This window comes from Streptomyces sp. NRRL S-495, from assembly GCF_000966955.1.
Lineage (GTDB): Bacteria > Actinomycetota > Actinomycetes > Streptomycetales > Streptomycetaceae > Kitasatospora > Kitasatospora purpeofusca.
This window is the reverse complement of the sequence record NZ_JZWY01000090.1, coordinates 1-20,274: the sequence shown is the minus strand read 5'-3', so window position 1 is coordinate 20,274 and position 20,274 is coordinate 1. Positions and strand designations below refer to the sequence as shown.

Annotated in this window: 21 protein-coding genes, 1 tRNA gene and 1 other RNA gene; 16 read left to right on the top strand and 7 right to left on the bottom strand. The window is 72.5% G+C overall.

All coding sequences use genetic code 11. The features are described 5' to 3' along the window. The first annotated feature begins 254 nt into the window (after nucleotides 1-254). From VR45_RS06585 to VR45_RS06550, 8 genes are all read left to right on the top strand, one after another. Complete coding sequence (locus VR45_RS06585) at nucleotides 255-1,130, top strand: phenylalanine--tRNA ligase beta subunit-related protein (RefSeq protein ID WP_063772420.1); 876 nt, start codon at nucleotides 255-257, stop codon at nucleotides 1,128-1,130. A gap of 55 nt (nucleotides 1,131-1,185) precedes the next feature. Next, nucleotides 1,186-2,406, top strand: a complete 1,221-nt coding sequence (locus tag VR45_RS06580) for an ATP-grasp domain-containing protein (protein WP_045938722.1) — start codon at nucleotides 1,186-1,188, stop codon at nucleotides 2,404-2,406. A 5-nt stretch (nucleotides 2,407-2,411) separates the two neighbouring features. Then, the gene (locus VR45_RS06575) at nucleotides 2,412-3,761 is read left to right on the top strand and encodes an MFS transporter (protein WP_078896278.1); all 1,350 of its coding nucleotides are present in this window, start codon (nucleotides 2,412-2,414) and stop codon (nucleotides 3,759-3,761) included. A gap of 52 nt (nucleotides 3,762-3,813) precedes the next feature. After that, a complete protein-coding gene (locus VR45_RS06570) occupies nucleotides 3,814-5,115 on the top strand; it encodes a TrpB-like pyridoxal phosphate-dependent enzyme (protein ID WP_030392689.1) in 1,302 nt (433 codons plus the stop codon). Nucleotides 5,116-5,394: 279 nt separating this feature from the next. Continuing rightward, nucleotides 5,395-6,075, top strand: coding sequence for a flavodoxin family protein (locus VR45_RS06565; protein ID WP_233290067.1), 681 nt, complete (start codon nucleotides 5,395-5,397; stop codon nucleotides 6,073-6,075). Between the two features lie 52 nt (nucleotides 6,076-6,127). Then, a complete protein-coding gene (locus VR45_RS06560; protein WP_045938720.1) occupies nucleotides 6,128-6,511 on the top strand; it encodes a cupin domain-containing protein in 384 nt (127 codons plus the stop codon). Beyond that, a complete protein-coding gene (locus VR45_RS06555) occupies nucleotides 6,508-6,876 on the top strand; it encodes a chorismate mutase (protein ID WP_045938719.1) in 369 nt (122 codons plus the stop codon). Before VR45_RS06560 ends, VR45_RS06555 begins: the two co-directional genes overlap by 4 nt. Then, nucleotides 6,873-8,372 (top strand): UbiD family decarboxylase, encoded by a 1,500-nt coding sequence (locus VR45_RS06550; protein ID WP_045938718.1) that lies wholly within the window; start codon nucleotides 6,873-6,875, stop codon nucleotides 8,370-8,372. The genes VR45_RS06555 and VR45_RS06550 overlap by 4 nt, the downstream gene beginning before the upstream one ends. On the opposite strand, the gene VR45_RS06545 is transcribed toward VR45_RS06550, so the two are convergent. Continuing rightward, a complete protein-coding gene (locus tag VR45_RS06545; RefSeq protein ID WP_045938717.1) occupies nucleotides 8,347-9,894 on the bottom strand; it encodes a PLP-dependent aminotransferase family protein in 1,548 nt (515 codons plus the stop codon). The genes VR45_RS06550 and VR45_RS06545 overlap by 26 nt on opposite strands. 340 nt (nucleotides 9,895-10,234) lie before the next feature. Between VR45_RS06545 and VR45_RS06540 the strand changes: the two genes are divergently transcribed. The 3 genes from VR45_RS06540 to VR45_RS06530 all read left to right on the top strand — a co-directional run bounded on the left by VR45_RS06540 (nucleotide 10,235) and on the right by VR45_RS06530 (nucleotide 12,155). Beyond that, nucleotides 10,235-11,443: a PP2C family protein-serine/threonine phosphatase gene (locus tag VR45_RS06540; protein ID WP_045938716.1), complete on the top strand. Its 1,209-nt coding sequence runs from the start codon at nucleotides 10,235-10,237 to the stop codon at nucleotides 11,441-11,443. A gap of 129 nt (nucleotides 11,444-11,572) precedes the next feature. After that, nucleotides 11,573-11,818 carry a hypothetical protein gene (locus tag VR45_RS06535; protein ID WP_045938715.1) on the top strand — a complete coding sequence of 82 codons (246 nt, stop codon included), beginning with the start codon at nucleotides 11,573-11,575 and terminating at the stop codon, nucleotides 11,816-11,818. Between the two features lie 85 nt (nucleotides 11,819-11,903). Then, nucleotides 11,904-12,155 (top strand): hypothetical protein, encoded by a 252-nt coding sequence (locus VR45_RS06530; protein ID WP_045938714.1) that lies wholly within the window; start codon nucleotides 11,904-11,906, stop codon nucleotides 12,153-12,155. Between the two features lie 57 nt (nucleotides 12,156-12,212). On the opposite strand, the gene VR45_RS06525 is transcribed toward VR45_RS06530, so the two are convergent. Beyond that, on the bottom strand, nucleotides 12,213-12,791 hold the full coding sequence (locus VR45_RS06525) for a DUF5994 family protein (RefSeq protein ID WP_078896281.1): 579 nt from the start codon (nucleotides 12,789-12,791) through the stop codon (nucleotides 12,213-12,215). Between the two features lie 222 nt (nucleotides 12,792-13,013). Further along, a complete protein-coding gene (locus VR45_RS06520) occupies nucleotides 13,014-13,457 on the bottom strand; it encodes a DUF5994 family protein (RefSeq protein ID WP_045938713.1) in 444 nt (147 codons plus the stop codon). Nucleotides 13,458-13,767: 310 nt separating this feature from the next. On the opposite strand from VR45_RS06520, the gene VR45_RS06515 reads away from it, so the two are divergent. Then, nucleotides 13,768-14,226 carry a CBS domain-containing protein gene (locus VR45_RS06515; RefSeq protein ID WP_159394130.1) on the top strand — a complete coding sequence of 153 codons (459 nt, stop codon included), beginning with the start codon at nucleotides 13,768-13,770 and terminating at the stop codon, nucleotides 14,224-14,226. 92 nt (nucleotides 14,227-14,318) lie between these two features. Then, the gene (locus VR45_RS06510; RefSeq protein WP_045938712.1) at nucleotides 14,319-15,158 is read left to right on the top strand and encodes an NmrA family NAD(P)-binding protein; all 840 of its coding nucleotides are present in this window, start codon (nucleotides 14,319-14,321) and stop codon (nucleotides 15,156-15,158) included. Nucleotides 15,159-15,297: 139 nt separating this feature from the next. On the opposite strand, the gene VR45_RS06505 is transcribed toward VR45_RS06510, so the two are convergent. From VR45_RS06505 to VR45_RS06495, 3 genes are all read right to left on the bottom strand, one after another. Further along, nucleotides 15,298-15,720 (bottom strand): PIN domain-containing protein, encoded by a 423-nt coding sequence (locus VR45_RS06505; RefSeq protein WP_045938711.1) that lies wholly within the window; start codon nucleotides 15,718-15,720, stop codon nucleotides 15,298-15,300. Then, nucleotides 15,717-15,995: a hypothetical protein gene (locus VR45_RS06500; protein WP_045938739.1), complete on the bottom strand. Its 279-nt coding sequence runs from the start codon at nucleotides 15,993-15,995 to the stop codon at nucleotides 15,717-15,719. The genes VR45_RS06505 and VR45_RS06500 overlap by 4 nt, the downstream gene beginning before the upstream one ends. A gap of 427 nt (nucleotides 15,996-16,422) precedes the next feature. Next, entirely contained in the window at nucleotides 16,423-17,157 is a 735-nt protein-coding gene (locus VR45_RS06495) for a TetR/AcrR family transcriptional regulator (RefSeq protein ID WP_045938710.1), read from the bottom strand. A gap of 101 nt (nucleotides 17,158-17,258) precedes the next feature. Here VR45_RS06495 and VR45_RS06490 point away from each other — a divergent pair, with 101 nt between their 5' ends. Then, entirely contained in the window at nucleotides 17,259-18,344 is a 1,086-nt protein-coding gene (locus tag VR45_RS06490) for an alpha/beta hydrolase (protein ID WP_045938709.1), read from the top strand. 118 nt (nucleotides 18,345-18,462) lie between these two features. Here VR45_RS06490 and VR45_RS06485 read toward each other — a convergent pair. Then, nucleotides 18,463-18,547 (bottom strand) — tRNA-Ser (locus tag VR45_RS06485). Between the two features lie 133 nt (nucleotides 18,548-18,680). Between VR45_RS06485 and ffs the strand changes: the two genes are divergently transcribed. Together ffs and VR45_RS06480 are read left to right on the top strand one after the other, a co-directional pair. Next, nucleotides 18,681-18,771: signal recognition particle sRNA small type (gene ffs / locus VR45_RS43280), an RNA gene on the top strand. 77 nt (nucleotides 18,772-18,848) lie between these two features. Next, nucleotides 18,849-20,274, top strand: a 1,426-nt coding sequence (locus VR45_RS06480) for a DNA polymerase III subunit gamma and tau (protein ID WP_045938708.1), incomplete at its 3' end; no start/stop codon positions are given.

The window sequence follows — 20,274 nt, the reverse complement described above, 5'->3', positions numbered from 1 at the left end:
AGGGTGAAGTGGTATGGACCGAGCATTGTCACATTTGATGGACTCGTCCTGCACAGGCAACCGCCGCGTGGGAACACGCGAGGGGCCCGGGCCCGTCGCGGGGGCGGCAGGGCCGTCGACCGGGCGCCGTCGGGTGGCCGAGTGGACGGAAGTGGCACCAACAGATGTCCGGGAATTGGCCGCAGTCGGACGCGGCCCGGCTCCCTATCGTCGGTCAGGTCATCAACCCAGCTCGGACGCGAAGGACTCACCTCATGGACCGGACCAGCGCCCTGAAGGTCATCGTCGACGAAAGCCTTCTGGCGCGGGTGCCCGGCTACGTCCTCGGACTGATCGCCGTCCCGGTGGTCGACGTCGCGGCGGCCGCGGCGGAGGTCGACGACCTCCTCACCGCCGCCGAGGACGCCGTCCACGGGCTCTCCCTGGGCAAGGCGGAGGTCTCCGCCCTGCCCCCGATCGCCGCCTGGCGGGACGCGTACCGCAGCGTCGACGTCAACCCCAACCGCTTCCCCTGCGCGGCGGAATCGGTGCTGCGGCGGGTGGCCAAGGGCGACCGGCTGCCGCGGATCAACGCCCTGGTGAACCTCTGCAACGCCGTCTCGCTCGACAGCCGGCTGCCGGTCGCCTCCTGCGACGTCGGCGACATCACCGGGGAGCTGGCCGTCCGGCTGGCCCACGGCGGCGAGACCTACCTGCCGCTGGGCGCGCCGGAGGCACCGGAGCACCCGGAGCCGGGCGAGGTCGTCTACGCGGACGCCCAGGACCGCGCGCACTCGCGGCGGTGGAACTGGCGGCAGAGCGAGGTGATCAGGACCGACGTCGGCCGACGCCGGCTGCTGCTCACCGTCGAGGCGGTGCACGAGGGCGGCCGCGCGGACGTGGAGCGGGCGCTCGACCGCCTCGCCGCCGCGCTCGACGCGCTCGGGGCGGTGCGTCAGCGGCCCGTCGTGCTGGACGCGGCCGAGTCCGGGGCCGAGCTGTTCGTGCCGGGCCAGGACGTTCCGGGCCAGGACGTTCCGGGCCAGGACGTTCCGGGCCAGGACGTGCCGGGCCAGGACGTGCCGGGCCAGGACGTGCCGGAGCAGTCGGCAGCGGAGTCGGCGGCCGAGTCGTCCGTCGTCGCGGGTTGATCGTCGTGGGAGCCGGCCCCGGTGCCGGACCGACCGCTACCTCCAGGAGAACCCGATGAAGCCCGCGATTCTGATCGTCTACCGCCCCGCCGCCGGCCGCTACCTCGCGCAGTTCCGCAGCGTGGTCGAGGTCGCCACCGAACTCGGCCACCACCCCGTCGTCCTGGTGCCCACCGGTGAGATCCCGCCCGAGGTCGAGGGCCTGACGGTGCGGGAGGCCGATCTGGACTCCACGCCCGCCTTCCGGGCCGCCGTGGACGGCATCGCCGCCGAGCACCGGCTGGTCCGGATCTTCCCGCTGTTCGAGGGCGACGTCCTGCCCGCCGCCCGGGCCCGCCGGGACCACGGCATCCCCGGACTGACGCCCGATCAGGCGCTCAACTTCCGCGACAAGAACGTGATGCACCGCCGCGCCGAGGAGCTGGGCGTCAGGGTCGCCCGCTCCTGCCGCCCCGACACCCTGGGCGCGGTCGAGGAGTTCGCCGCGCAGACCGGCTACCCGCTGGTGATCAAGCCGTACGCGGGCTGGGCCTGCGGCAGCACCTACCGGGTCGACGGTCCCGAGCGGCTGGCCGAGGTGTGGGAGGAGATGGGCGACGACCGGCACGAGTACCGGGTCGAGGAGTTCGTCCGCGGCACCGAGTTCCACGTGGACGCGCTGCTCCAGGACGGCGAGGTCGTCTTCGAGCAGCTGTCCCGCTACACCTACTCGGTGCTGGAGTACCGGGACGAGCCGGGCGGCACCATCTCCCGCAAGCACGACCTCAGCAAGCACGAGCAGCGGATCCTGGAGCTCAACGCCACGGTGCTGCGCGGCTTCGGGATGCGCACCGGCGTCGCGCACGTCGAGTTCTTCCTGGACGACGACGGCGAGGCGGTGTTCGGCGAGGCGGGCGCCCGGGCCGGCGGCGGCTCGATCGTCCCGGCGATCCAGGCCGGGCGCGGCATCAACCTGGCCGGCGAGTGGGCCCGGCTCGAACTCGACCCGGACCACCGCACCGAGGCCCGGCTCGGCCCGGAGATCGGCACCGAGTACCTGTCCTCGGGCAAGTACGGCCGGATCACCGGGATCAGCTCGCCCGGGGACCTCAACGCGCTCGACGGCGTCCTGGACGCGGACGTCTGGAAGAACGTCGGCGACGTGCTGGCCCCGCCGGTCGCCTCCAACGACGTGCTCGGCTGGTACGTCTGCGAGGGCAGCGACTACGACGACGTGCTGGCGCGGTTCCGCACCGTCCGCCAGGCCTTCCTGGTCGAGACCGAGTCGGCGGTCTGACCGGGATGGCCACGAGCACCGGAGAAGGGGCCGCCGCCGCCCCGAAAGCCTGGACGGCCAGGTTCAAGGAATTACCGCTCCCGCTGCGGGTGCTGTTCGTGACGTCCTTCGTCAACCGCGCGGGCATGTTCGTCTTCCCGCTGCTCGCCGTCTACCTGGTGCGCAGCAAGGGGCTCGGCACGGCCGAGGCGGGCCTGCTGATCTCGGTCGGCTCGACCGGCCTGCTGGTGGGCTCGCTGCTCAGCGGGCCGGTGTGCGACCTGCGCGGCCGCCGGGACGCCCTGGTCGCCGCCCTGGTGCTCAACGCGGTCGGCTACCTCGGCCTCGGCACCCTGGACGGCGCGCCGTGGACGTACGCCCTGCTGCTGTTCGTCGCCCTGGTGGGGATGGGCATGTTCGGCCCGGCGGCCAACACCCTGATCGCCGACCTGGCGACCCCCGAGCAGCGGCCGTTCTCGTACACGGTCAGCTACATCGGCAACAACCTGGGCATGGGCATCGGCCCGCTGCTGGGCGGGGTCGCGGCCGCGTACTCGTACCACGTGATGTTCGCGGGCAACATCGTCGTCGGGCTGCTGTGCGCGGTCGTGATCCGGATCTGGGTGCCCCGGGACACCAAGTCCGGCACCGCCGCGCCCAAGGCGGCCGGTGGTGGCAGGCTCCGGCTCGGCGGTGTCCACGGCCATGTGCTGTGGATGGTGCTCGCCTCGTTCTTCTACGTGGCGCCGCTGATCGGGCTGGAGTACGCGCTGCCGCTGGCCGTGACCACCGAGCTGAACGCCTCGGCCGGGCTGGTCGGCGTGGTGTACACGGTGAACAGCGTCGTGGTGGTGGGCCTCGGGCTCCAGTTGGAGAAGCGGATCGCCAGCTACCCGATCCGCACTCTGCTGCTGGTGGCCGGGGTGCTCTGGGCGCTGGGCCTGGCCGTGCTCGACTTCGGCTTCTCGCTCGCGGCGGTGCTGGCGTCCACCGTGGTGTGGACGCTCGGCGAGATCATCGCCTCCGTGGTGGTGCCCACCTACATCGCCGACCACGTCGACGAGCACCGGGTCGGCCGCTTCATGGCGCTCAACGGCTTCGTGCTGGGACTGGCCCGGCTGGTGGTGCCGTTCGGCCTCGGGCTGATCTGGCAGAACCACGGCGCGCGCCCGGTGCTGCACACCATGCTGATCACGCCGCTGGTCGGCATCGCGGTGTTCGCGGTGCTCCGCATCCGGTCCTCGGCCGCGAGCGCGCCGGCCGCCTCGGCTCCCGCTTCAGCTCCGACTTCAGCTCCCAGTTCAGCTTCAGCTTCAGCTTCCGCTTCCGTCGAAGCCGGACCCGGACCGGCCGATGCCGTCCGCTCCGGTGCCTGAACCGTGTGACCGTCCGATCGACCGCCGTATCCATGCATTCCGGGAGGGCCCGATGATCACCAAGTTCTTGCTGCCCGAGGACCGAATCCCCACCACCTGGTACAACGTGCTGGCGGATCTGCCGAAGCCGGTGCCGCCGATGCTGCACCCCGGGACGAGGGAGCCGCTCACCCCGGCCGACCTGGCGCCGCTGTTCCCCGAGTCGCTGATCGCCCAGGAGTTCAGCACCGAGGCCGAGATCGACATCCCCGGTGCGGTGATCGACGTCTACCGCCAGTGGCGGCCCAGCCCGCTGGTCCGGGCCCACCGGCTGGAGCGCTCGCTCGACACCCCGGCGCGGATCTACTTCAAGTACGAAGGCGTCAGCCCGGCCGGCAGCCACAAGCCCAACACGGCCGTGCCGCAGGCGTACTACAACAAGCAGGCCGGTGTGGAGAAGCTCACCACCGAGACCGGCGCCGGCCAGTGGGGCAGCTCGCTCGCGATGGCCTCCGCCTACTTCGGCCTCGAGTGCGAGGTCTTCATGGTCAAGGTGAGCCACCAGCAGAAGCCCTACCGCCGGGCCCTGATGGAGACCTTCGGGGCGACGGTGCACGCCAGCCCCAGTGTGCTCACCGACGCCGGTCGGGCCGCCCTCGCCGCCGACCCCGACGCCAGCGGCAGCCTGGGCCTGGCCATCTCCGAGGCCGTGGAGGCCGCGGTCAAGAGCGGCGGCCGGGCCAAGTACGCGCTCGGCTCGGTGCTCAACCACGTGCTGACGCACCAGACGGTGATCGGCCAGGAGGCGCTGCTCCAGATGGAGTTGGCGGAGGACTACCCGGACATCGTGATCGGCGCGGCGGGCGGCGGCTCCAACTTCGGCGGCCTGGTCCTGCCGTTCCTGCGCGAGCAGCTGCGTGGCGGCCGCTCGGTGCGGGCGCTCGCCGTCGAGCCGGCCTCGTGCCCGACCCTCACCCAGGGCCGCTACGAGTACGACTTCGGCGACACCGCGGGCCTGACCCCGCTCACCATGATGCACACCCTCGGCCACGACTTCGTGCCGCCGAGCATCCACGCGGGCGGGCTGCGCTACCACGGCATGGCGCCCATCATCAGCGCCCTGAAGGACCTCGACCTGCTCGAGGCCCGGGCCGTCCCGCAGACCGCCTGTTTCGAGGCCGGCGTCCTGTTCGCCCGCAACGAGGGCATCGTCCCGGCCCCGGAGTCCACCCACGCGGTGCGGGCGGCCATCGACGAGGCGCTGGCCTGCAAGGAGAGCGGCGAGGCCCGCACCATCCTGTTCACGCTGTCCGGCCACGGGCACTTCGACATGCAGGCCTACACGGACTACTTCGCCGGCAAGCTCAAGGACTGACCGGAGCGCCGCAGGCCCGACCGGAGCGCCGCACCGCTGACAACGGCGCTCCTCGAAGGCCGACCGAGGCGTTCAAGGGCTCAAGGGCTTCAAAGGCTCAAGGGGCTCAGGGGCTTCTGGGGCTGACGAGAAAGCTCAAGGACTGACGAGTACTGAGCGGTGACAGGCGGGCGAACAGCCGGACGGGCCCTCGCACACGGGGCCCGTCCGGCCGCCCGCCCGCGTAGGGGCAGACTACGAGGGGGGAACCACGTGCAAGGAACAACTCCGACTCCGATCGTGCTCGGGATCTGCGGCTCCGAGCGACCGGGCGGCAACACCGACCTCGCGTTGGAGTACGCCGGCCGCCTGGTCCGGGAACGGGGCGCCGAGTTCCGGACCGTTCACCTGCGCGAGCACCGGATCTCGCCGTGCAGCCCGTGCGGCGACTGCAACCAGCGGACCACACCCTGCGAACTCCGCGACGACATGCCCGCGATCGTCGAGCAGATGAAGCAGGCGGACGCCATCGTCTACGCGACCCCGGTGCACGGCTTCGGCCCCGCCCATCTGATGCAGATCTTCATCGAACGGGCCGGCGTCGGCTTCCTGCGCTTCGACCGCCCTCTGGCCAACAAGGTGGGCGGCATCATCGTCGTCTCGCGCCGGTACAGCGACGCCGCGGTGCACAGCCAGTTGGTCGACAACCTGCTGCTCAACCGCATGATCCTGGTCGGCAGCGGCTTTCCGGCGCTGCTGCGCAACACCTCGCCGCAGCCGCAGCTCCAGGACGCCGAGGGCCTGGAGGCGCTGGAGCGGATGCTCCACCGCATGATCGACATGTCCCAGCTGCTCCGCCGCCACCAGACGGCCGACGGCCGGCCCGTCCTGCCGCTCGACGACCGCAACGAGCGCGTGTCACGCGCCCCGCGCGTCGTCCTGCCGGGGCAGCGGACCTCCTCGGAGAAGCAGGCCAGCTGAACCGCGGCCGATCCACCGATACCCCATTTCCGACGTGTTGTTGAGGAGTGCCATGTCCACCGAGACCGAGACCGGCGACCAGCACGGCAGCCAGACCGGGGACCCCGTCCTGGTCGGCGTCGACTTCGACCTGATCCCCTGGGAGAAGTGGCAGAAGCCGGGCGCCGAGGGCCGGGTGAAGCTCGCCTACACCCAGGGCCTGCGGGTCCGTCTGATGGAGCTGCCCGCCGGCTTCGACGAGCACGAGTGGTGCCTTCGCGGCCACCAGGGCTATGTGCTGCAGGGCGAGTTCACCATCCACTTCGAGGACCGTTCGGTGCCGTGCCGCCCCGGCATGGGCTTCGTGATCCCGGACGGCGAGAAGCACCGTTCGCAGGGCGCCGAGGGCGAGCCGACCGTCGTGTACGTCGTCGACAAGGTGGTGCCGACCGCATGAGCGCCGACCGTACGGCGACCGACCCGTCGTCGCCCGCGATCGATCCCCGGATCGAGGAACTGCGGCTCTCCGTCGACGCGCTGGACCGGCGGATCGTCGCGCTGCTGGCGGAGCGCACCGCCGTGGTGCGGGAGCTGACCGGGTTCAAGCGGGACGAGGAGACGGTCCGCTCCCCGGGCCGGGTCGAGCAGGTCGTCGCCAAGGTCCGGGGCCTCGCGGACGAGCACGGCATGCCGCCGGGGATCGCCGAGGCCACCTACCGCACGCTGATCGACGAGCTGACCCGGATGCAGATGGTGCTCCTGGACGAGCGCCGGGCCGCCGCGGCCGCCGCGGCCGGGGCCGCCGCCGGGGAAGGGCCATGAGCCGTCGGCACCCGGCCGACCTGCGGGCGGCGCTGGCCGCGCTGGACCTGATGCCAGGAGAACTGGTCCGGGTCCGGGAGGAGGTCCCGGCCCGGTTCGGGGTCTCCTCCCGCTACGCCCGGTGGGCCGGCGCCCCGGCGGCGCCGCCCACCGGCCCCGGCCCGGCCGTCCTGTTCGAGCAGGTGACGCCGTCCGGCGGCGCGGCCGAGAACGGCGGGAGCGGGGACGGCGGGAGCGGGCGCGGCGGGGCCGAGGACGGCGAGGAACCCGAGGCCAGTGCCGTGCTGATGGGCCTGTACGGGACCAGGCGCCGGGCGGCCGCCCTGCTCGGCGCCACCCCCGCCGAGCTGGCCCACCGGCTGCTGGACGCGGTGGCCGCCCCGCTGCCGCCGGTGCCCGCCGCCGACCCCGACCGGTGGGCCCGCAGCGACCGGAAGCCGGACCTGACCACCCTGCCCGTCCCGGTGCTCACCGACGAGGACGCCGGCCCGTACCTCACCCTCGGCGCCGTCCTGGCCACCGATCCGGCCACCGGCGTGCGCAACCTGTCGATCCACCGGATGTGCGTCCAGGGCCCCGACCTGCTCACCATCTGGATGGTGCCGGGGCGGGACCTCGAACAGGCCCACCGCAACTCGCTCGCCGCCGGACGGCCGCTGCCGGTGGCGATCCACCTCGGCCTCGGTCCCGCCGTGCTGCTCGCCTCCTGCTGCCCCACCTCGCTCGTCCCGACCGGGACGGACGAACTGGCGGTGGCCGGGGCGCTCGCGGGCGCGCCGGTGGAACTGCTGCCCTGCCGCACGGTGGACGCCGAGTACATCGCCCACGCCGAGTACGTGCTGGAGGGCGAACTGCTGCCGGACACCATGCCGGAGAACCCCAGGGGCACCGCCGCCACCCCGGAGTTCCTCGGCTACCAGGGCACCGCGCACCCGGCCCTGCCGACCGTCCGGATCACCGGGATCACCGCCCGCCGCGGCCCGATCCTCCAGGCGGTCTCCGGCCCCGGCCACGAACAGTCCGTCCTGCTCGGCTTCGGGATGGAGGCGGCCGTGCTGGCCGTGCTGCGCCGCCGCGGCGCCCCCGTCCGGGCGGTGCACTGCCACACCGCCGGCGGGGGACAGCTGATGGTCGTGCTCCAGTGGGAGGCCAAGCGCTCGGCCGAGGACGACGCGCTGGTGCGGGAGGCCTCCCAGGCCGTCCTGGAGGAGTTCCGGATGGCCAAGCTGGTGCTGTCCGTGGACGAGGACGTGGACCTGGAGTCGGACCAGGACCTGTGGTGGGCGATGGTCACCCGGTGGCAGGCGGACCGGGACCTGCTGGTCCTGCCGGACCGGGAGGGCTTCCCGCTCGACCCGACCCAGTCGGTCGCCTACTCGCCGGCGCTGTCGGCGGACGGCCGCACCGCGAAGGCGGTGTTCGACTGCACCGTGCCGTACGCGCAGCGGCGCCGCTTCCGCCGGGCCCGGTTCACCGACGCCCCCGGCTCCGGCTAGAAGCCGTGGCCTCCCGGACCGCCGTGGCTTCACGGACCGCCGCGGCCAGCAGCGCCGTGCCCTCGGCGATCCGGGCGCCCGGCAGGGCGGCGTAGCCCATCAGGAAGGTCGGTTCGGCCGGCGGCTCCCGTACGAAGTACCCCGAGGCGGGGTACACCCGCACACCGAGCGCCGCGGCCCGGCGGACGATCTCGTCCTCGCCGACGCCGCGCGCGCCGGTGAGGGCGACCAGGACGTGCAGGCCGGCGGCCGCCCCGGAGATCCGCACCTCGGCGCCGAAGTGCGTGTAGAGGCCGTCCAGCAGCGAGCGGCGGCGCTCCCGGTACAGCCGGGTCATCCGGCTGACGTGCCGGGCGTAGGCGCCGGTGGCGACGAAGTGCGCCAGCGCCTCCTGGGTGACCGTCGGGGTCAGCCGGTCGGTGATCCACTTGATGCCGAGGAACGGCCGCACCAGCCGCTGCGGCACGATCGCGTAGCCGATCCGCAGCGCCGGGAAGAGCGTCTTGCTGAAGCTGCCGACGTAGACCACCGTGCCCTGGTGCCGGGCGGCGGCCAGGGCCGGCAGCCGCTCGGCGGCGAAGGTGAACTCGTTGTGGTAGTCGTCCTCCAGCACGGTCGCCCCGCGCCGTTCCGCCCAGGCCAGCAGGGCCCGCCGCCGGGCCTCGGACATGATGAACCCGGTCGGGAACTGGTGCGAGGGCGTCACATAGACCAGCCGCACCCGCTCCGGGTCCTGGCCGTGCGCCCGGACGTGGGCGTCGATGTCCGCGACCCGCAGCCCCTCCTCGTCCACCGGCACCGGCACCACGGTGCCGGAGGCGGAGCCGAAGACCTGGCGCAGCACGGTGTGGCTCGGGTCCTCGATCACCACCACGTCGCCCGGACCGACCAGCAGCCGGGCCAGGATGTCCAGCGCCTGGGTGGCCCCGCTGGTCACCAGGATGCTGTCGGGCGAGGCGTCCAGCGCCCGGCTCTGCCGGACCAGCGTGGCGATCTGCGCCCGCAGCGCGGCGGAGCCCTCGGCCGGCCCGTACCCGAGCGCGGCGACGTCCGCCCGCGCGTACGCCTCGTGCACGGACTGCCGCCAGCGCGACACCGGGAAGTTGGCCAGCGCCGGGGTCCCGTGCCGGAAGTCCAGTGCCGCACCGGCCTGTTGCATCGGCGGCGGCTCCCACGGCTGCCACAGCGTGTCCCCGCCGTCGGTGGCGAGCGGTGGCTGCGGCGCGAGCGCCGTCCGCGCCGGACCCGGCGCGGCGCCCTCCCCGGCGGCCCGCTCCGCCACCCTGGTCCCCGATCCCCGGCGGGCCGTCAACAGTCCGTTGGCGGTCAGCAGTTCGTACGCCCGCAGGATCACCGTGCGCGACACCCCGAGCTGCGCCGCCAGCTCCCGGGAGGCCGGCACCGCCTCCCCGGCCCGCAACCGCCCCGACCTGACCAGCCCGGCGATCCCGTCGCACACCTGCTGCTGCAAGGGCGTCGCGCTGCCCCGGTCCAGCACGATCAGCAGCTCCGACGATCCCACGCCTCTCCCTCCGGCCCCGTTTTCCCGAAGTGTCGCATGCACGACACCCCGTGGGGCCGTCCGGCCGCCGGCCCGCCCGCCCCGCGTGCCGTCCCGGACCTCCGGCCGGCGGAGGGGACGGGAACCGAACTCCCGCGGGGTACCGGCCGGCCCGGGGGCGGGCGAGCGGGGGCGCTCGACCGGGAGCGGGCGAGCGGGAACGGGCGAGCGGGGGCGGGATGTCCCGGCGTCGGGCGTAATGGAAAGGGAACCCGCCCCCGCGCGCGCACTGCACCGGGGCGGCGGGGTCGATCAGGCCGGCGCCGAGTGCCGCGACCGAGGAGGACGGCGGTGAGCGAGGATGAGCGGTGAGCGGCAGTCCGGCCCGCCGGGCCGGGACCGGTGGTCGGAGGGGCAGGGCGAACGCCTGCTGGGGGAGCTGCTCGATCAGTCCCACGAGCTGCCGCCCCAGCTGATCGTCCCGCTGACCGCCGCCGTGGTGCGCGGGTTCGGTGGCCGTGACCCGGTGCTCCTGCTGCAGGACTACGGCCAGGTGGTGCTGGCGCCGCTGCCCGGGCGGGGGTCGGTCGCGGGGGAGCCGGTGCCGATCGACGGCTCCGCCGCGGGTGCGGCCTTCCTGAGCGGTGTCCCGGTCGAGGAGCCGACGGCCGACGGGGTGCGGGTGTATCTGCCGCTGCTGGACGGCGGCGACGAGGTGGGGGTCCTGGCCCTCACGCTGGACGCCGTCGCCGAGGGCGACCGGCTGCTGCTGCGCCGCCTCGCCGCCCTGGTCGCCGATCTGCTGGTCACCAAGAGCGGTTACACCGACCGGATCTTCCAGGCCCGGCGCGTCGAACCGATGAGCGTGGCCGCCGAGATCCAGTGGTCACTGCTGCCGCCGCTGTCGATGGCCGTGCCCCGGGTCGCCGTGGCCGGCATCCTCGAACCCGCCTACCAGGTGGCCGGTGACAGCTTCGACTACGCGCTCAACGACGACGTTCTGCACGTGGCGACGATCGACGCGATGGGTCACGGGCTGGACGCCGCGACCATGGCGACCGTGGCCATCGGCGCGTACCGGCACGCCCGACGTGCGGACATCGGACTGGCCGAGATCTACGCGTTCATGGACCGGGCCGTCGCCGAGCAGTTCGGGCCGGACCACTTCGTCACCGCGCAGATGATGCGCCTGGACACCGGGACCGGCCACCTGCAGTGGGTCAACGCCGGGCATCCCCAGCCGCTGCTGATCCGCGAGCACGTCGTCGTCGAGCGGCTGGAGAGCGCCACCACCCTGCCGGTCGGCTTCGGCGGGGAGGAGCCGGTGATCAGTGAGCGGGTACTGCGGCACGGCGACCGGGTGCTGTGCTTCACCGACGGCCTGGTCGAGGAGCGCGAGGCCGGCGGGGAGCAGTTCGGCGAGGAGCAGCTCATCGACTGGGTCGACCGGGTCGAGCGCTCGCAGACCGGGGTGCGGGCCGTGGTGCGCGCGCTCTCCCACGTCCTGAAGGAGAGGCGGGGCGGTCGGACGAGCGACGATGCCACCCTGTTCCTGATCGAGTGGCGCTGAGGCCCCCCGCCCCGGCCACGGCTACCGTCGCCCGCCAGGTCGGCGCGGCGGGGGCGGAGTACCGTGGGGGTAGCTCGCTTCCCCGGGCGTAGCGCCCGCTCGGGCGAACAGGAAAGGCGGGGCGGAGAGATGTCCGTCTACGTGAAGCTCTCGGCCGAGGCCCGGGCGCCGGCGGAGCCCTCGAAGGGGCCGCTGGACCTGCAGTACGAGGACGGCGCGGACGGCGTCACCTTCGAGTACGACCTGCATCCGAGTGGTGCGCTGCGCGTCCTGCGGGTCTACGAGGACACCCCGTACCGGATCGAGGTCTGCTTCGGCCCCGGGGCGTGGCTCCAGGTCGTGGGCAGCTACCTGCGGAGCGGCGCCGAGTACTGACGGCACCGTCACCGGCTGCTCAGTTGCCCGACTGCCCGACTGCCCGACTGCCCGGCGATCCCGGCACTGGAGGCGGAGGTACCGGATGCCCCACTACCGATGGGTCCTGGAGACGCAGGACGACGGCGGCCACTGGTCCCGGCAGGACGACACCGCGCTGCCGGATCCACTGGAGTACGACGGGCCTCCCCAACGGGCGGCCAACCACCTGCGGGACGTGTTCGTACGCACGCTCTCCCGGCCCGCGCCCGGCCCCCTGGCGATCAGGATCCGCCTCTGGGACGGCGCCGACATCGCCGGCCGGCCCGAGGCCGAGGCCGAGTGGTCACGCGAGTGACACCCGGCCCGCGGCCGGAGCGGACGGCGTCCCGTCGGCTACGCGGGCACCGGTCGGCTACGCGGGCACCGGCCAGGAGGCGGCCCGGCCGCGGGCGACGTCCGCCCGCCTGGCCGCCGCACCGTCGCCGTCGGAGGGAGCGACGGCCGACGGCAGGAAGGCGGAACGGGATCCCGGCCCCCGGGCTCCGCCGCCCGTCCCCACGGCGAGCAGACCGCTCGCGCTCGTGGTGTTCGCGGGACCGGCGGCCTCGGCCATCAGCCGGGCGGCATCGACGGCGTCCGTCTCCGGCGGGACGACCAGCAGGTTCAATCGGCGCGGGGCGTACGAGAACACCGCGATCGTGTGCTCGTCCTGCTCGGTGGTGAACCAGCCCGCGTGGACGGTGTGTCCGGCGACCGGGATCCGCCGGGGGATGACGGGCCACTGCGCGGGGTTCAGGGTGATCCGGGTGATCCGGCCCCACCGCTCGTCGATGTCGGCGGCCAGGGCGGGGAGTTCGAGGAGAAGGTCACGCGAGCGGGGCCACCAGGCTCCGTCCAGACGGCCGGGCCGCACGCCGCCGGGCGTGAGGGAGAGCCGTGCGGGGGGAACCGGGGCGGTGGGCGTCGTCGCACGATCCAGCATCGTGGTCATGATCAAGGGCCTGTCCCCGGGCCCGGCCGAGGAGGCCGGGTCCGGCATCGCCGTGCGCCGGAGACGACGCCAGTGTCCGGTGCCGGCATGCGAAGTGCCTTCGGTAATACCGAGGTTACTCCTGGTTCGGCCCGGACCCGGCATGGTCGCGGTGGTCGGTTTCCGGCACCCGGCGTCGGAGCCGAGCGCCGTTCGGTCGACTGCCGTTCAGCCGACCGCCGCTCAGCCGAGCAGGAGTTCCGCGGCCGGGGTGTGGTTCCCGGTCGTCGAAGCGCCGGCCATCGCGAAGGAGGCCGTCACCGGGCTGGTGCCGGGCGGCACCACCAGCAGGAGGAAGTGGTCCTGGAAGCCGCGGGTGACGCTGATCGTCGCATCGCTGCCGGTGAACCAGTTGATCCTGATCGTCAGGCCGTTCGCGGCGACGGAGCGGGGCACGCCGTCCCAGGCCGAGATGTCGAGGCCGACCCGGACGATGCGTCCGAAGTGGGCGCCGAGCGCGGTGATCAGGTCCGGCAGTTCGGCGGCGATGTGGTTCGAACGGGGCCACCAGGCGCCGTCGAAGACTCCGTCCCGGGACATCGTCGGTTCCAGCAGCAGGCGGGGCAGCAGCGGCTCACCGGGCACCGCCCACGGCCCGACGGAGGCGGGGAGGGGGATCGGCATCATCGGAGGCCGCCCGTCCGGTCCACGAGGGACCCGTCATGACCCAGGGCGACGTCGACGCTGATGCCGGTGTGCGGAATGTCCTCGGTTGTCCTCCACGGTACTCCGCGGCGGTCCGCTCCGGCCGCTTCCTCCGGCCGGTCCGCTCCGCTCCGGCCGGTCCGCTCCGGCCGCCCCGGTCAGCCCGCCGCCGGAGTAGGGTCGTAGACATCCAGGGCATCACGCATTCCGGTACATGTGCCGGCTTCGTTCTGGGTGAAGGACGATCCGGCGGCCCCTCGACGGGCCACCGGAGACGGGAACGGTGATCACCGTGACCACCCAAGCCCCGCAGTCGGAACGGCCCGGCCACGGCCTCACGGTCGCCGACGCCATGGACCTCTGCGACTACCAGATAGCCGACGACAGCACCGTCGACCAGGCCAACGACATCCTCCACAGCGCCGATATCGAGTACCTGCTCGTCCGCGGCCACGACGGCCGGTGCGAGGGGCTGGTCACCCGCATCGGGCTCCACCCCTTCCTGGCCCGCTCCTGGTACACCGAGCGCACCGCGATCAGCGCGACCACCCACCAGCGCGGCCCGTTCGCCTGGCCGACGATGGGCCTGGCGCTGGCCGCGATCGCGATGCGGATCAAGCACCTGGCGGTCTGGCCCGTCGTCGACGAGGACGGCTACATCCTCGGCGTCCTCACCGCGGACCGCGCCACCGGCCTCCTCGCCACCGGCCCCCTCGCCCCCGTTCCCCTCGCCACCGCGCCGACCCTGTGAGTGGGCTGCTTCTAGGACGGAATCCGTCCTAGACGGCTCCTACTGTCTCTCCCGAAGGCAGTGACCGGAACGGTGATGGGGAGGGATCCGCCATGATTCTTGTGATCGGCGCGACCGCGCACTTCGGGCGGCAGACGGTGGAGGCGCTGGCGGGCGCCGGGCGGAAGGTCCGGGCCCTGTCGCGGACCCCCGAGAAGGCCGGACTGCCCGAGGGCGTGGACGTGGTGCGCGGGGACCTGGCCCGGCCGGAGACGCTCGAGGCCGCGCTGGACGGCGTCACCGAGCTGTTCCTGGTGCTGCCCTACGGCATGGACGTCCGGCCGCTGCTCGACCGGGTGCGGCAGGCGGGGATGCGGCAGATCGTGTTCCTGTCCTCGGGCGCCGTCGTCGACGGCGCGGACCCGCAGCCCGATGTGATCGCCGCCTACCACGCGCGGGTGGAGCAGGAGATCACGGCGACGGGCATCGACCGGACCTTCCTGCGGTTGTTCTTCCCGGCGATCAACTCGCTTGCCTGGGCGATGCAGTTGCAGGGCGGCGACGTCCTCCGCGGCCCGCACGCCGCGGCCGCCGCCTCGGTGGTGCACGAGCGCGACGTCGCCGACGCGGCCGCCGCCGTGCTCGGCAGCCCCGAGCACTTCGGCCGGGTGTACGAGCTGACCGGCCCGCAGTCGCTCACCCAGACCGAACAGGTCGAGACGCTCGGCCGGGCCCTCGGCCGCGCGCTGCGCTTCGAGGAGGTGCCCGCGCCGGCCGTGCGACAGCAGCTCAGCCAGTTCATGGACGCCGACTTCGTGGCCGCCCTGCTGGACCTGATGGCCGACACGGCCGGCAAGCCGGCCCCGGTGAACGACACCGTCGAGTCCCTGACCGGCCACCCGGCCCGCCCCTACACCCAGTGGGTCACGGACAACCTGGCGTCCTTCCGCTGACCAACCCGCCCCGACGAAACGCCGAAGGCCCCGACCGGAACCCGGCCGGGGCCTTCGTGCTGCCATGGCCGGCGGAGGCGGGGGATACGGGATTCGAACTCGTGAGGGGTTGCCCCAACACGCTTCCCAACTGTCCGGCTCAGACCTTGCTGACGACGATGGTGTCCGGGAGCAGCTTCTCCAGGTCGTCGACGTCGGAGGTGAAGACCGTGACCTGTCCTTTCTGGCGCAGTGCGACAACTGCGAGCATCGCGTCGATGGCGTACTTGTGACCGTGCAGGTTCGTTGCGGCCAGCAGTCGGCGGGCATCTCGGGCCTCGTCCTTGCCAAGCTCGGCCACGCTGACGCGAGAGAGGACCCAGTCCCAGCGCTGCTCGGTGGTCCTGCCGTCGTATGCCTCGACGAGAGTCATGGGAGAGGTGACCACATCGGCCTCGCCACGTGCCGCGAGTTCGAGGCGGGCGATCATCGTCCGGTCACCGCGAACGGCGAGGGAGAGGGCCTCGCAGTCGAGTACGAAGACACGCAGCGGCTTGGTCTCCTTGCCGTGCTTCCTCGTCATGCGGCCTCTCCGGTGCGCTTGCTCCGGGCAGCGCGGCGGCGGTCGTGCTCGGCATCGAGGTCGTCCAACTCGGCGTAGGCCGTTGAGCGCTCGGACTCGGTGACGGGCCCATGCTCCTCTTCGAGCCAGTGGACGAGCTCTCGGAGCTTGTCCCGGTCGCGCTTGGAACGCAGCGCTTCGGTGACGTAGGCGGAAATGCCCCGTTCGTCGGCTTCCGCGCGGATCTCTTCAAGGAGATCCTCCGGGATCGTCACGGTCACTTTCTTTGATGCCATACAAACGACCATACTCGCCATATATGCCACCCACAAGCAGGGTGGGACTTCTGCGCCTCCCTGTGGTTGGCGGATCCCGTGCTCTGCCGGGCCATGGAATCGAACCGGCTCCGGATCGGCTTGCAGGTTCTCCGAACGAACTGCCGTAGGAGCAGGGGATGCGGCGGGCCTGCCGGCCGGCGGCATCAGCGGTGATCGTGACCTGGATACGAGACTCGAACTCGTGAAGGGTTGCCCCCACACGCTTGCCGGATCTCCCGAACCCGTCCGCCGGGGACCGTACCGGTTCTGACCTGCCTCTGCGGACGGCCCCGGACGACCGCTGAACCTCGATGTACCAGGGTGAACGGGACCAGAACTGAGACCGGGGGCGCCGTGGCCGGATCGCGGGCCGGTGGGCGTTCTCACAGCCGCCCGTGCTCTGGGCTCAGGGCCGGTCGATCAGTTGGGCGGCCCCGTCGAGGATGCGTTCCAGGCCGAAGTCGAGCGGGTCGCGATCCTGGGGGGCGAAGGCGCCCGCGGCGATGGCGGCGGTGAGTGCGGGGTACCGGTGTCCGTGGCGCTCCAGGACGTTGGCGGTGAGCCGGTTCCACTCCTCGCCGCCTTCCTGGTCCGCGTCGACGAGTTGCTGGGCAGTGTTGCGGATGTGGCCGATGACCAGCAGGAAGGTGTCGTGCTGCTGTGCGGCCGTGAGTCCGGTCGGCGCGAGGGCAGCCAGTGCGGCGTCCAGCCAGGCGAGCTGGTTGGGGCCCATGAGCTGGCGGCGCATGGTGGTGGCGGTGAGGATCCAGGGGTGGCGTCGGTAGAGCGCCCAGCACTGGCGGGCCCACTCGGTGAGCCCGCCACGCCAGTCGTCCGCCTCGGCGACGGCCTCGGAGGGGAGGCCGAGGGCGGAGTCCACCATCAAATCGGTCAGTTCGGCCTTGCCGGGCACGTACCGGTACAGCGCCATGGTGGTGACGCCGAGGTCGGCGGCGACGCGCTGCATCGAGACCGCGCCCAGGCCCTCCGCGTCGGCGAGCCGGACGGCGCAGGCCACGATGCGCTCGGTGGTCAGTGACGGCTTCGGGCCGCGCCGCGGCTGGTCCTGTTCGCCCCACAGCAGCGCGAGACTCGCCTTCGGGTCGCGCTTCTTCTCCTTGCTCGTCCTGCTCACGGCCATCCGGGCCCCCTCGGTGCGTTCGACGCGTTGACGATCACTTAGAAACTGTGTATAACATAAACGAAATTGCGTAACAGATACACGGTTAAGGGGAGTCACCTGTGATCAGCGCCGTTCTCATCGCCTCTGCCGTCACCCTTGCCGCGCCCGTCGGCACTGCCCTCGGCCACCGCCGACTCAAGCAGGCCGCCGGCGCTCGGCTGATGCGGATCGACACGCCCGACGGCATCGACGAGCAGGGCTTCGTCCGCATCGGCGGCATCGAGCAGTGGATCTCGGTCCGAGGCGAGAACCGTGCCAATCCGGTGATGCTGGAGATCCACGGTGGCCCGGGCTCCTCCAACGCGATCTACGGGCCGCGCACCCGCGCCTGGGAGAAGTACTTCACCATCGTCCGCTGGGACATGCGCGGCACCGGCAAGACCCTCGGCCGCTCCGGCGCCGCCGGCCAGGGGGAGCTGAGCTTCGCCCGGATGTACGAGGACGCCGTCGAGGTCACCGAGCACGTGCGCGCCAGGATGGGCGTCGGTCAGGTCGTTCTGGTCGCCAACTCCTTCGGCAGCACCTTCGGCCTGCGGCTGGCCCGGCAGTACCCGGACCGCTACTCCGCCTACGTCGGCACCGACCAGAACATCCACGACGGCGGCCGCGACGACTCCGCCCGTCGCGCCCTACTGGCCCGGCTCCGGGCGGCCGGCAAGCGCAAGGAACTGACCACCATCGAGGAGATGGGCGCCGACCGGCGCTCATGGACCGCCGAGCAGCACGCCGCCTACGCCAAGACCGTCGCCACCACCGACCCGCTGACCTTCCGGACCATGAAGTCGGTGGTCCTGAAGTCGCTGTGGTTCTCGCCGCTGCACTCGCTGGGCGAGCTGGGCACGCTCGGCAAGGGCATGAAGCTCTCCGAGCGGATCCTGCCCCAGACGGCGGCATTCGACGACTGGGCCGACGGCACCGCTTTCGACCTGCCGTTCTTCGTCTTCCAGGGCGACCGGGACGTTCTGACCCCGACCGACCGCGTCCGGCAGTACGTCGAGGACGTGCACGCCCCGGTCAAGGAGTTCGCGCTCATCGAGGAGGCCGGCCACTTCGCGTCCTTCCTCCACCCGGACCGGTTCCTGCACCTGATGCTGACCAAGGTCCGGCCCGTGGTCACGGGCCGGACGCACGCCGGCGCCCGGTAGCCGGGCAAAGGGGAGCAGCTGCCGGATCGGCATCCCCGCCGCCCCTGCCCCAGGAGACGAACCGCGCGGGGATACGACGAAGGCCCGGACCGTCGGAACGGTCCGGGCCTTCTGCCGGCGGAGGATACGAGATTCGAACTCGTGAGGGGTTGCCCCCAACACGCTTTCCAAGCGTGCGCCCTAGGCCTCTAGGCGAATCCTCCGTGGGAGAGCTTAGTACATGTTCAGGGGTGGTCGCGACCACGTATCTCGCAGGTAGGGGGTGGGGGTGGCCTGCGGATGGTGGGACGGGGTGGTGGTGGAGGGGTGGGCCCGGGATCCGGTAGTGTTGGGGCCAGCCCCTCGTGTGGCGCTATCTCTCTGAACTCCCCCAGGGCCGGAAGGCAGCAAGGGTAGGAGGGCTCTGGTGGGTGCACGAGGGGTCTTTGCGTTCCCGGGGGCCGGTGGGGCGTGGGGGGTCGAGGGGCGACGCGTTTGTCGGTCCGTCCCGATATCGTCGGGGGTGTGTCCCTAGCCCTGTACCGCCGCTACCGCCCGGAGACCTTCGCGGAGGTCATCGGGCAGGATCACGTGACCGCTCCGCTCCAGCAGGCCCTGCGCAACAACAGGGTCAATCACGCGTACTTGTTCAGCGGCCCGCGCGGCTGCGGCAAGACGACGAGTGCCCGCATCCTGGCCCGCTGTCTGAACTGTGAGCAGGGGCCGACGCCCACGCCGTGCGGTGAGTGCCAGTCCTGCACGGACCTTGCCACGGGCGGGCCCGGGTCGATCGACGTGATCGAGATCGACGCGGCCTCGCACGGTGGTGTGGACGACGCGCGCGACCTTCGGGAGCGGGCGTTCTTTGCGCCGGTGCACAGCCGGTACAAGATCTTCATCCTGGACGAGGCGCACATGGTGACCTCGGCCGGCTTCAACGCGCTGCTGAAGGTGGTGGAGGAACCGCCGGAGCACCTGAAGTTCATCTTCGCCACCACCGAGCCGGAGAAGGTGATCGGGACGATCCGGTCCCGGACCCACCACTACCCGTTCCGGCTGGTGCCGCCCGGCACGCTGCGCGACTACCTGGCGGAGGTGTGCGGCCGGGAGGGGATCCAGGTCGAGGACTCCGTGTTCCCGCTGGTGGTGCGGTCGGGCGCGGGCTCGGTGCGTGACTCGATGTCCGTGATGGACCAGCTGCTGGCCGGCGCCGCCGAGGGTGGTGTGACGTACGGGATGGCCACTTCGCTGCTCGGGTACACGGACTCGGCGCTGCTGGACGAGGTGGTGGACGCGTTCGCCGCGCACGACGGGGCGACGGTGTTCCAGGTGGTCGACCGGGTGGTCGAGGGCGGTCACGACCCGCGCCGGTTCGTCGCGGACCTGCTGGAGCGGCTGCGCGACCTGGTGATCCTCGCCACAGTGCCGGACGCGGGGGAGAAGGGGCTGATCGACGCCCCGGCCGACCGGATCGCGGTGATGCAGGCCCAGGCGGACGCGTTCGGGGCGGCGGAGCTGAGCCGGGCGGCGGACCTCGTCAACACCGGGCTGACGGAGATGCGCGGCAATGCGGCGCCCCGGCTCCAGCTGGAGCTGATCTGTGCCCGGGTGATGCTGCCGGGCGCGTACAGCGACGAGCTGTCGTTGCAGGCGCGGCTGGACAAGCTGGAGCGGCGTGCCGCGAGCGGTGGGTTCGCCGTGGCCGGCGGTCCGGTGCTGACGGCGCCGATGGCGCCGATGGCGGCGGCGCCGACGGTGCCGATGGCTCAGACGGTGCAGGCGCCGACGGTGGTGTCGGCGGTGTCCGAGGTGCCGCAGGTAGCGCCGCCGGCGCCGGTGCAGCCGATGCCCGCACCCGCTCCTGCCCCCGCCCCCGCCCCCGCTCCCGCGCAGCCGGCCGGGCCGGCGCCCGGGGCGTGGCCGATCAAGCGGAGCTTCCCGCCCGCCGGGG